The organism is Bartonella sp. AC10YNML (assembly GCF_042196825.1).
Taxonomy (GTDB): Bacteria; Pseudomonadota; Alphaproteobacteria; order Rhizobiales; family Rhizobiaceae; genus Bartonella.
In genome coordinates this window covers 68,632-81,350 of the sequence record NZ_JBHIRA010000001.1, presented here as the reverse complement: position 1 = coordinate 81,350, position 12,719 = coordinate 68,632, and the positions used below count along the sequence as shown (strand labels likewise).

Genomic DNA, 12,719 nt, shown 5'->3' with positions numbered 1-12,719 from the left:
TATAATACAAGGTATATATTAGGAGTTCTTATGTCACAATACAATCCCACAACAGCGGATTTTGAAGCCCTTTTAACAGAATCTTTTCAAACTAATGATCTTAATGAAGGATCTGTTGTTAAAGGTCGTGTTATTGCAATCGAAAAAGACATGGCCATTATTGATGCTGGTCTTAAAGTCGAAGGACGTATTCCTCTCAAAGAATTTGGAGCTAAAGCAAAAGATGGTTCTTTGCAAGTTGGCGATGAAGTTGAGGTTTACATTGAACGCATTGAAAATGCGATGGGTGAAGCTGTTTTATCGCGTGAAAAAGCACGGCGCGAAGAAAGTTGGGTCCGTTTGGAGGAAAAATTCAATGCTGGTGCGCGCGTTGATGGAGTGATCTTTAGCCAAGTAAAAGGTGGTTTTACAGTCGATCTTGATGGTGCCGTTGCTTTCTTACCTCGCAGCCAAGTTGATATTCGTCCCATTCGTGATGTTTCACCTCTCATGCATAATTCACAGTCCTTTGAAATTTTGAAGATGGATCGTCGTCGTGGCAATATTGTGGTCTCACGCCGCACTGTTTTAGAAGAAAGTCGCGCTGAGCAACGTTCAGAAATCGTACAAAATCTTGAAGAAAACCAAATCGTTGAAGGTGTGGTGAAAAATATTACAGATTATGGTGCCTTTGTTGATCTTGGTGGGATTGATGGTCTCTTGCACGTTACAGATATGGCATGGCGGCGTGTTAATCACCCATCTGAAGTGCTCACAATTGGCCAAACGATTAAAGTGCAGATTATTCGCATTAATCAAGATACGCACCGTATTTCTCTTGGAATGAAACAGCTTGAAAGTGATCCTTGGGAAAGCATCAGTGTCCGGTATCCGATTGGTAAAAAAATTACGGGTGCTGTTACCAACATTACTGATTACGGTGGTTTTGTTGAAATTGAACCAGGAATCGAAGGGCTGATCCATGTTTCTGAAATGAGCTGGACAAAGAAAAATGTTCATCCTGGAAAAATTCTGTCTACATCACAAGAAGTAGAAGTGGTTGTTCTTGAGATTGATCCTTCTAAACGGCGTATTTCTCTTGGCTTAAAACAAACATTTGAAAATCCATGGGAAGCTTTTGCCAATAAATTTCCTGTCAATTCGCAAATTGAAGGAGAGGTTAAAAATAAAACAGAATTTGGTCTCTTTATTGGGCTTGAAGGCGATGTTGACGGTATGGTTCATCTGTCTGATCTTGATTGGAACCGTCCTGGTGAACAAGTCATTGATACTTACAATAAAGGCGATATCGTTAAAGCTGTGGTTCTTGATGTTGACATTGAAAAAGAGCGCATTTCTCTTGGAATTAAGCAGCTTTCCAGCGATAAAGTTGGAGAAGCAGCTGCTTCTGGCGAATTGCGAAAAGGTGCAGTTGTAACATGCGAAGTGATTGCTGTTAACGACAATGACATTGGTGTGAAATTGATTGACCACAACCTTGAGACAACTATTCGGCGTGCTGATCTTGCGCGTGATCGTGATGAGCAACGTCCTGAGCGTTTCGCAATTGGGCAAAAGGTTGATGCTCGCATCACAGCATTTGATAAAAAAACACGTAAAATTTCAGTATCAATCAAAGCTTTAGAAATTGCAGAGGAAAAAGAAGCTGTTGCACAATATGGTTCTACAGATTCAGGTGCTTCTCTTGGTGATATTCTGGGTGCAGCTTTGAAAAAACAAGAACAAGATTAATCATCAATCATTAAAGTTGATGTTGTTATTAAGGTCACTCATTTTAAGAGTGACCTTTTTATTTTCTAAAGAAATTGTCTACTTATTTTTTAATTATTGCGTCAAAAATTGCAAATGCTTGCAAATAAAAACAAAAAGTTTGTTTTTTTGTCTATCAACGGTTCACTATTCAGATAAAATGCTTACAATTTAAATAAAAAACGATGTAATTAAATAACAATGGGACATGGCGTGCATAATATCCTTCATAAAATACTTTTTTCTCAAACAGAGAGAAAAGATCATTTTACTAATACGGATTTTCCTCTTCGTGCAATTTATAAAGTACAGGAAGATCTTTATAATTTAGGGCATGATATAGCTTCTGGTAAAGAAGTTTTACTCCCTGAATATGAGGGAGTAGAAGATTTTCGCAAGAGATTGAATGAAAGTGCTAAACTTATTCTTCATGCCTTTCATACCAGTGATTTTGCTGCCCAAAATGATGAGACCATCGCACCGTCTGCTCAATGGCTCATTGATAATTATTACGCCATTGATAAAACCATACAACAGCTACGCCGTAACCTCCCCAAGTCCTTTATAAAGCAACTTCCTCTTTCTAGACAAAAAGCAGGAATGCCACGAATTTTTATTTTAACTTGGCTTTATATCGCGCATACTGATAGTAGTTTTTCACAAGAAACACTGACTGCTATGATTAATGGATTTCAAGAAGTTTGTGCGCTCACAATTGGTGAATTGTGGGCTCTTCCTTCTGTGATGCAGATGCTGCTCATTGAAAATGTCCGTCGTCTTTCAGTCCGTATTGAAAAAGCGCGGCGTATGCGTCATCTTGCTAGTCAAGTGGCTGATAAAATTTCTCTTGTAGAAAATAAACCAAAACTCCATTCTATTTTTACGCAGTATCAACCACTTACTATTGATCCAACCTTTTCAGCGCATTTATTTTATCGTTTGCGCAGTGCATCTATTGATTCAACCGTAGCATTAACTTGGCTTGAAAAACAATTGGAAAGCCAAGGCAGTAGCTTAGAGATTGCAACAGCCGATGAACACACCCGACAAGCAGCAGATGGTGTGACCATGGGTAATATTATCAGTGCTCTTAAAGCTATAGATGATGTTGATTGGACAGCATGGTTTGAAACAGTGAGTTGTGTTGATTCTATTTTGCGTAAAAATAGTGATTTTTCTGAAATTGATGCTCACTCACGCAATATTTATCGACAAGTCATTGAAAAAGTTTCACGCTTTTCACCTCTTAGTGAACTGGAAGTTGCACATAAAGTTGTAGAAATGGCAAATTCCACTTCTAAAGATATGCCTCATCATTCTTGTGTGGGGTGGTACCTTGTTGATGATGGTTGTGGTATATTTGAAAAGGCTTGTGGATATATTCCGCCCTTTCTCATAAAATGGACACGCGCTTCCTGTTGCTCAAAATTGAGAGTCATGGCCGTTCCTGTCTCTTTTCTAACGCTTGCTCTTTTGCTTGTAATTTACGCTTTTTTACAAGTGTCTGGCATGACACAATGGATGTCTTTTTGCTTTACTGTATTGGCGCTTTTTCCTGCTATCGATGCTGCTTTTGCTTTATTTAACACTGTTGTTTCTTGGTTTGTCCCATCAAAACAACTCATTGGTTATGAATATAAAGAAGGTATTCCGGGATATGCGCGGACAATGGTTGTTGTACCTACTTTGATGACATCACGCGATGATATTGATGAACAAGTGCGCAATCTTGAAGTGCACTATCTTTCCAATCCTAAAGGTGCCATTCATTTTGCACTCATTACAGATTGGGTGGATGCTCCATTAAGAGAAACGCAAGATGATCTTGATTTATTACACTATGCGCAAAAGAGTATTGATAAACTCAATAGTCGTTATCATCGTGATGAACTTCCGCTTTTTTTCCTTTTACATCGCCGACGCCTTTATAATACAAGCGAAAAATGTTGGATGGGATGGGAACGAAAGCGAGGAAAACTTCATGAACTCAATCGACTCTTAAGAGGCGATAAAAACACGAGCTTTTATCCTCCCAATCCACGTCTTCCTATGGATTGCCGTTTTGTTATGACTCTGGATTGTGATACACGTCTTACTCCAGAGAGCGTCACACAACTTGTTGGAAAGCTTAACCATCCACTCAATCATCCCATTTTTGATCCACAAAGTGGAAAGGTTGTAAAGGGCTATAGCATTTTACAACCACGCATTATTCCTTCTCTTACAACAGAAAAAAAAACATCAATTCTCCAACGCGTTTTTTCTACCAACCGTGGTATTGATCCTTATGTTTTTGCTGTTTTTGATACGTATCAAGATCTTTTAGGAGAAGGCACCTTTATCGGTAAAGGGCTTTATAATATTGATGCATTTGAACGAGCACTTTACGGCAAAATTAAAGAAAATACTGTTCTCAGTCATGATCTCTTAGAAGGAGGATATGCTCGTACTGCTTTTGTAAGTAGCGTAGAAATTGTTGAAGATTATCCGACAGCTTATAATATTGATGTTATGCGGTATCATCGCTGGATCCGCGGTGATTGGCAACTTTTACCTTATCTTTTTTTTCCTCGTCAAATAAGCTTTGTAACGCGTTGGAAAATGCAGGATAATTTACGTCGTTCTCTCATGCCACTTATGTGGTTAATCGCAGCATTTTCAGGCTGGACTCTTTTGCCATTAAAGAGTGCAATCGTCTGGCAACTATTCTTGTTGTTTAGCTCCTTCATTTCACCCATTCTATGTGTATTAAAAACGTTTGTCTCATCCAATATAGATCATTCTTTGCGTGGACATTTTCAATTAATTTGGAACAAAATTGCTCTTACAAGCGCTGATATATTTCTTAAAACGACGTTTCTTGCGCATTCGGCGTATTTTATGACCGATGCGATTATTCGTACACTCTATCGTATGACGATTTCAAAACGGCATCTTCTTGAATGGAAAACTTCTGCCGCAACAAAATCAATACCCAATAGTTTGCGTTTCTATGTTTTTACAATGGCACCAGCATCGCTTATTGGTATTCTTACTATAGCACTCCCCCTTTTTTCTGATAGTTTTGCAAGCTTGGTTGCTTTGCCTTTTGGGATAGCATGGTTTTTTTCACCCTTCATTGCTTGGATTGTGAGTCAACCTTCAACCTTTCAAGATAGCCTTTATCTTTCTTCAAAAGATGAAAAAAAACTCCGTTCTATTGCACGGCGGACATGGCTTTATTATGCAACTTTTGTCAATGCACAAAACAACCATTTGCCTCCTGATAATTTTCAAGAAGATCCTGAACCTCTTGTTGCTCAACGTACATCGCCTACGAATATTGGCGTTTATCTCCTTTCTATTATTGCAGCACGTGATTTTGGCTGGATTGGTTTTGAAGAGACCATCACACGTATTGAATGTACATTACACTCTCTTGCAAAAATGGAAAAGTTTCGTGGTCATCTCTATAATTGGTATGAAACGGATACACTCAGACCTCTTTTACCTACTTATGTATCAACCGTTGATTCAGGGAATCTTGCCGGTCATTTGGTAACACTCTCTTCTGCTTTAAGTGAATGGGCTGAAAAACCTCATATTTTTTTTCAAAGTGACCGAGAAGGCTTATCGGATGTTCTTGCTATTCTTGAAGAAACTGTCAGAGAAATTCCAGATCATAAACCCAGTTTACGATCTTTACGCCAAAAAATCGAAGAAAACATTACTCGTTTTCATGATTCTGTCTTCACTTTTATAGAACAAGAAAATACGATCTCTTCTCACGTCATGGAGCTTTCACAGGCAGCTCACGATATTGTGCACTTAGTCGGTGAATTTGATCAAAAAATTCAAACGATAGAATCTGCTCGTGCGCTCTCTTGGGCTAAATGCCTTCTCGACACCTGCAACGCTCATCATCATGATGCTACTGATAATTGTGATACTGAAAAATTATGTAAAAAACTAAACCAGTTGGCTATAGCAGCACGGCAAATAGCCTTTGAGATGGAATTTGACTTTTTAGAACAGCCTAAACGGCACCTTTTATCCATTGGATATCGTGTGCAAGAAAACAAACTCGATGAAAATTGTTATGATCTGCTTGCTTCAGAAGCACGTCTTGCAAGCTTTTTTGCTATCGCAAAGGGAGATATAAAACTTAAACATTGGTTTCATCTTGGTCGACTCCTTGTACCGATAGGTTGGAAAGGTGCGCTCCTATCATGGTCTGGTTCCATGTTTGAATACCTTATGCCCTCTCTTGTGATGCATGAACCGTTAGGATCTCTACTAGATCAAACAAATCGATTAATTATTCGATGTCAAATACAATATGCCCATAAACGAGAATTGCCATGGGGTATTTCAGAGGCCGCATTTAATGCTCGCGATCATTTAATGAACTATCAATATGCTCATTTTGGTGTTCCAAGTCTCGGCCTCCAACGTGGACTCTCACGCAATGCTGTCATTGCTCCCTATGCCAGTCTTCTAGCGGCACAATATGCACCTTCTTGCGCTGTCGCTAATTTAAAACGACTCCGTGATCTTGGAGCTTTAGGGACATATGGTTATTATGACTCTATTGATTTTACTCCTTCACGCGTGAAGATAGGGGAAAAATACGCCATTGTACGCAATTATTATGCGCACCATCATGGCATGTCTATCCTTGCTCTTAACAATGTTATTTTTCAAGGGCGAATGCGTGATCGTTTTCACAGAGATCCCGTTATTGAAGCAACACAATTGCTCTTACAGGAAAGAGCGCCTCATCTCATTCCTATTATTCATACCAAAGCTGTTAATCGTATGCGCAATAAGTCTCAAGCATTTGACGCTGCCCTTTTGCGTATTATTAAAAATCCGTTGCTCAAACCACGAGCAACTTTGCTTTTGTCTAATGGCTCTTATTCTACCATGTTAACAGCTAATGGTTCTGGTTACAGCCGTTGGCACGATTATGCGATTACGCGCTTTATTCCTGATGCAACAGAAGATCAACAAGGTACTTTATTCTTTCTACGTGATACGCATAGTGGACGCTGGTGGTCTGTTACTGGTGAACCAACACGCGTTATTGAAGAAGAAGCTGTCAGCATTTTTACAGATGAAAAGGCTGAATATACAAAAATAGTTGATGGTATTAAATCAACACTTGAATGTCTTATTACATCTGAAGGATGTGGCGAAGGGAGACGTCTTCAACTGATGAATACGACACATAAAGATTGTCTTATTGAAGTTACTTCTTATGGTGAACTGGCACTCGCAACAATGGACGTAGATAGTGCTCATCCTGTTTTTTCTCGTATGTTTATAGAGACAGAAATTGCTGAGGAAGGCAAAACAATTTTTGCCAAAAGGCGTAAACGCTCACCTAGCGACCCTGATATTCATATTGCTCATTTTGTTTCTAGTACAACAGATACTCTCCAAGAGACAGAAGCTGAAACAGATCGCTCTCTATTTATTGGTCGGGGGCGATCTATTCATCGTCCCGCTGCATTTGACCAAAATACTCGTTTTAGTAACAGTCAAGGTTGTGTTCTAGATCCTATTATGTCATTGCGCTGCTGTGTACAAATTCCAGCCCATGGCAAAGCAGAACTTATTTTTTGGACTTTCGCTGCTCATACAAAAGAAGCGCTAAATAATCATATTAAACATTATCGACAACCTGATATGTTTCAAAAAGAACTTTCAATGGCATGGACGCGCTCACAAGTTGCACTGTATCAGAGTGGAACTCAGCTTAAAGAAGCTATTGTTTATCAAAAATATGCAACACCGCTTATTTATCCAGAAAGAACGTGGCGTCTTCCTTCTGAAATATTAGCAAAAACGCTAGGAAAACAGTCTGATCTTTGGCCCATGTCCATTTCAGGAGACAATCCACTCTGTCTTCTTAGATTAAATAACGAGGGAAATATAGCTGTACTGCGTGAGCTTCTTAAAGCACACGAATATTGGCGTATGCGCGGTCTTATTGTTGATTTGGTCATTCTCAATGAACAAGCATTTTCCTATATACAAAATACACAACGCGCTCTTGAGTGGGTCTGTGAATCTTATCGTCGCCACACGCAAGAAGCAGATGGATGCCAACATATTTTCATGCTTCGACGCGATCAAATGAGTGAACAGAGTTTTAAAACGCTTCTTGCATCAGCGCGTATCGTTCTTGATGCCCAAAATGGCTCTTTATCTGAACAACTTAAACGGCTTGATGAGAATGATTTTAATCTCACAATTCATAAAAATTATCAAGAATCTTATGATCAATTAGACTTGCCAAGATATAACGAAGGACAGCAATTTACAACACAAACTGAACAAAATCTTTTTTCTTCCATTGGTCTTATTAGCCAACAAAAACCATCTTCTTTCCCTACGAATGGAGAAGATCTAAGATATTGGAATGGTTACGGTGGTTTTAATCAGCATAATCATTATGTAATACGTCTTCATGGACGTACCAATACACCGCATCCGTGGATTAATGTCATTGCTAATCACAGGTTTGGTTTTCATGTCTCTGCTGAAGGTGCAATTTTTACTTGGGCTAACAATAGCCGCGATTATCAACTAACTCCTTGGGCGAATGATCCAACGTTTAACCGACCAGGAGAAGCACTTTATTTGGTTGATCGCCAGTCTTTAAAACGTTTCTCACCCGTTTCTACTGTTGAATGTGACGAAAATATTGTCTATGAGGCGTGTCATGGGTTTGGATTCTCAACTTTTAAATCAACACATTCAGAAATCGCATTAGAACTGACCCATACACTTGATCCTGAAAAACCTATTCGCTTTTCACGTCTTATCCTTACGAATGAAGGGAAAAAACCACGCAGTTTACGCCTTTATAATTATGTTGAATGGGTTTTGGGAAATGTCCGTACAAAATATGCTCCCTTTATTGTTTCCTCTTATGAGGCCAGATGGGGGGCGCATTTTATTCAAAATCCCTATCACATCGAGAAATCTCAACAAGTTACATTTTTATCAGCCTCCGAAATGCCAACCAGTACGACCACCAATCGCGCTGAATTTATCGGTGCAACGGGAACCGTAACACATCCAAATGCGATCCATAAAGCTGGTGCTCTTTCGAATACCATTGCAGCAGGATGTGATCCTTGTTCAGCATTTGCCTATGATATTGATCTTTTGCCAGGGCAAACAAAAGAAATCATCTTCTATCTTGGCAGTGCTGAAAATAGGCAAGAAGCTGAAAAACTACTTGATCAAGCACGTGCAAGCGATTTTGAAATTCTGCTCACAAAACAAAAACAACAATGGAGTGATTTTGTTTCTCCTTTCCAAGTCAAAACACCTGACTCTTCTTTTAATCTTATGGTCAACCACTGGCTTCCCTATCAAATTTATGCATGCCGCATCATGGCACGCGCAGGCTTTTACCAAGCGAGTGGTGCATTTGGCTTTCGTGATCAGCTACAAGATAGCTTGTCTTTGTTATTGCTGGAACCACAATTGGCTCATGACCAATTGTTAAATGCTGCAGCGCACCAATTTCTTGAAGGGGATGTGCAACATTGGTGGTTGCCTGATACAAATGCTGGTGTTCGTACGCGGATTTCTGATGATATCGTTTGGCTTGCATATGCAACAGCTTTTTATGTCAATACCACTGGCGATGATGCCTTTCTTGATACGCTCATTCCTTTTATTGAAGGTGATGTTCTCAAAAGTGGGCAACAGGATGCTTATTTTCAACCCACCCAATCCTCAAAGGTTGCAACAGTTTATGAACATTGTGCTTTAGCTTTAGACCTTGCCATTAAACGCTGCGGACCACATGGTCTCCCTCTTATGTTAGGTGGGGATTGGAATGATGGCATGAATTTGGTGGGTGTGGAAGGAAAAGGCGAAAGCATTTGGTTAGGATGGTTTCTTGGGTACACATTACAAGCATTTATCTCTTTAGCAAAGAAACGTGGTGACAACAGCCATATGCAAATATGGAGTACGTATCTTGAACGTTTAACAAAATCCCTAGAGAAAAACGGTTGGGATGGTGCTTGGTATCGACGTGGTTATTTTGATGATGGAACACCTCTTGGCTCTAAAATCAATGATGAATGTCAAATTGATACCATTGCTCAATCTTGGGCTGTCATTTCTCAAATGGCATCGCCTGAACGTCAAAAACAAGCGATGAAATCAATGTTGGAGCATCTCTATGATAAAAAAGGCGGATTCATTCGCCTTTTTTGGCCGCCTTTTGATAAAAGTACACTCGAGCCTGGTTATATAAAAGGTTATCCTCCAGGAATTCGAGAAAATGGTGGTCAATACACGCATGGTGCCATTTGGAGTATTTTAGCATTGGCTGAAATGGGACAAAACGATGAAGCTTATGCTTTATTTTCCGCGATTAACCCTATTAATCATGGACAAGATCCTGAAACTTATCGTGTTGAACCTTATGTGATGGCGGCAGATATTTATGCTGTTGAACCACGATGTGGTCAAGGCGGTTGGACTTGGTATACAGGTTCAGCTGGTTGGTTTTATCGTGCCGCAACACAAGCAATTCTTGGAATACAGCGTCAGGGAGACCTATTGTTTTTGCAGCCACATTTACCCTCTATTTGGCCAAAATATGAAGCAACAATGAAGTTTTATGATGCCGTTTATAGCATTAAAGTAAAATGGGGACCTAAAAATATGCTCTATGTTAATAGCAAAGAATATACCGAATTTCATACAGGGATAAAGTTACAAAAAACAGGTCAGCATGAAATTATACGTATTGTCAAATCTTAAAGATGAAAGATGAAAAAAGAGAGCAGACTTTTTATTCTTGTTCAAAACTGTAGAGTTGTTATATTGCACCGCCTATATTAGCCGTGTTGGTGCATAATGTTTTAGATTTTATGAAAATGAAAGAAAAAGGTTATGAATCATCCGGATATTGCTAGACGTGTTTACAATCACACTTGGAAACTTGATCCCATTATTCGGTCACTTCTTGATACGGATTTTTATAAGCTTCTAATGGTGCAGATGATTTGGGGGTTATATCCTAATGTTAATGTTACTTTTTCCCTCATAAATCGCTCTAAAACAATACGTCTTGCCGATGATATTGATGAGAGTGAATTGCGTGCCCAACTTGATCATGCTCTTAGTTTGCGCTTTACAAAAAAAGAAATGATTTGGCTTTCTGGTAATACATTTTATGGACGCAAACAAATTTTTGAACCGGATTTTCTTCAGTGGCTTGAGAATTTTCAACTTCCAGAATATGAACTCACCCGCAAAGATGGCCAATATATCCTTCATTTTCATGGACCCTGGGCCCATAGTTCCATGTGGGAAATTCCTGCCCTTGCTATTATTAGTGAATTACGTTCACGTGCTGCTCTCAAAAAACTAGATCGTTTTGCTCTTGATGTACTTTATGCGCGTGCTAAAGCAAAAATGTGGAGTAAAGTTGAACGTCTCAAAAAATTGCCTGATATTAAAATATCTGACTTTGGGACAAGGCGCCGCCATTCTTTTTTATGGCAGCGCTGGTGTGTGGAAGCATTAAAAGAAGGCATTGGTAATTCTTTTACTGGAACGTCTAATGTCCTTCTCGCCATGGATACAGATTTAGAAGCTCTTGGAACCAATGCTCACGAATTGCCCATGGTTATTGCTGCTCTTAGCAACAACGATGATGAATTACGCAGAGCTCCGTATCAAGTTTTGCAAGATTGGAACCGTTATTATGGTGGAAATCTTCTCATTGTTTTACCAGATACCTTTGGTACAGAAGCATTTTTACGCGATGCTCCAGATTGGGTAGCAGATTGGACGGGGTTTAGACCTGATAGTGCACCCCCTATTGAAGGTGGCGAACGTATTATTCAATGGTGGAAAGAAAAAGGAAAAGATCCACGCGAAAAACTTTTAATTTTTTCTGATGCTCTTGATGTCAATACAATCGAAAAAACCTATCATCACTTTCATGGAAGAGTGCGCATGAGTTTTGGATGGGGAACTGATCTTACCAACGACTTTGCGGGCTGTGCACCTCAAGAAATTGCAACACTTGATGCTCTTTCCCTTGTTTGTAAGGTGACCTATGCCAATGGTCGACCAGCCGTAAAACTTTCAGATAATCCTAAAAAAACGATCGGTGATTCAAAAGAAGTACAACGTTATCTCAATTTTTTTGGTAATAAAAAGCGAATTGCTGGACCTATAAAGACATAGTTTCCGGTTCTTTAAAACAAGTATATTGACTCATCATATTGTTTATAAGATTGATTTTTGTCCTCCCCTAAGGATGAGGATTCTTAACCTTTGCTGGTCTGTAAACAGTTCGGCTGTTTTTGAGCAGATTCTACTTGGCCTACCACGCATACGCTTCACTTACATAAGGCGCGATAGATAAGACTTAAAAGTATTTACGACGCATTAAAAAAATACTTAACGTGCCAAGGAAGTTTAGCCAAGGAGATTTTCTCATTTTAACCCTGTTAAATCAAGCACACTCATCTCCTTGCATGTATGAAGGTTTTCAAGTTCTAAGGGTTATTGTTGTAGTTTGACAGTAGGTTTTATACTAAGTGGGAAGAGGTTGGATTAAGTAGGAATACGTGGTAATTTGTTGTTTTTATGTACAATTTTAGCCATTAAATGCGCGTTTTATCAAAATAGATTTTGACACCTAAAATTGCAAAAATGACCGAAAATCAGAAAAAAGTGCGTTTCCATAAGTAAAAATAAGAAAAGACTTTCAAAACCCTTTGAGAACACCTTTAAACTCTTTGAAAAAAATAAATTGGTACAAAATCTAGTGCCAAAATATACAAAATCAGATGACAAGCTATAATTGTAGCATTAGGAATTACTAAGGCAACATTGGAGGATGACAAATAGCATGGCGACTATTGGTGTGCATTTTGAAAGGCAAGGATGATGGTGCTCAAATAGATTTTATACACTTTACAGGAGATTTTACTTTA

The 12,719-nt window shown here is 39.0% G+C and carries 3 protein-coding genes; all 3 read left to right on the top strand.

The annotated features are described in order from the left end of the window. Positions 1–30 precede the first annotated feature (30 nt). The 3 genes from rpsA (at position 31) to pncB (ending at position 11,964) form a co-directional block, all read left to right on the top strand. A complete protein-coding gene (gene rpsA, locus ACFINA_RS00305) occupies positions 31–1,731 on the top strand; it encodes a 30S ribosomal protein S1 (protein ID WP_026500132.1) in 1,701 nt (566 codons plus the stop codon). A gap of 231 nt (positions 1,732–1,962) precedes the next feature. Further along, positions 1,963–10,527 (top strand): GH36-type glycosyl hydrolase domain-containing protein, encoded by an 8,565-nt coding sequence (locus ACFINA_RS00300; RefSeq protein ID WP_375614317.1) that lies wholly within the window; start codon positions 1,963–1,965, stop codon positions 10,525–10,527. A gap of 132 nt (positions 10,528–10,659) precedes the next feature. Further along, positions 10,660–11,964 carry a nicotinate phosphoribosyltransferase gene (pncB, locus tag ACFINA_RS00295; RefSeq protein WP_375614910.1) on the top strand — a complete coding sequence of 435 codons (1,305 nt, stop codon included), beginning with the start codon at positions 10,660–10,662 and terminating at the stop codon, positions 11,962–11,964. Positions 11,965–12,719 lie beyond the last annotated feature (755 nt).

Bases quoted from the DNA above. Each gene is read 5' to 3' on its own strand.
- rpsA (WP_026500132.1), top strand. From the start codon at position 31: ATGTCACAATACAATCCCACAACAGCGGATTTTGAAGCCCTTTTAACA.
- pncB (WP_375614910.1), top strand. From the start codon at position 10,660: ATGAATCATCCGGATATTGCTAGACGTGTTTACAATCACACTTGGAAA.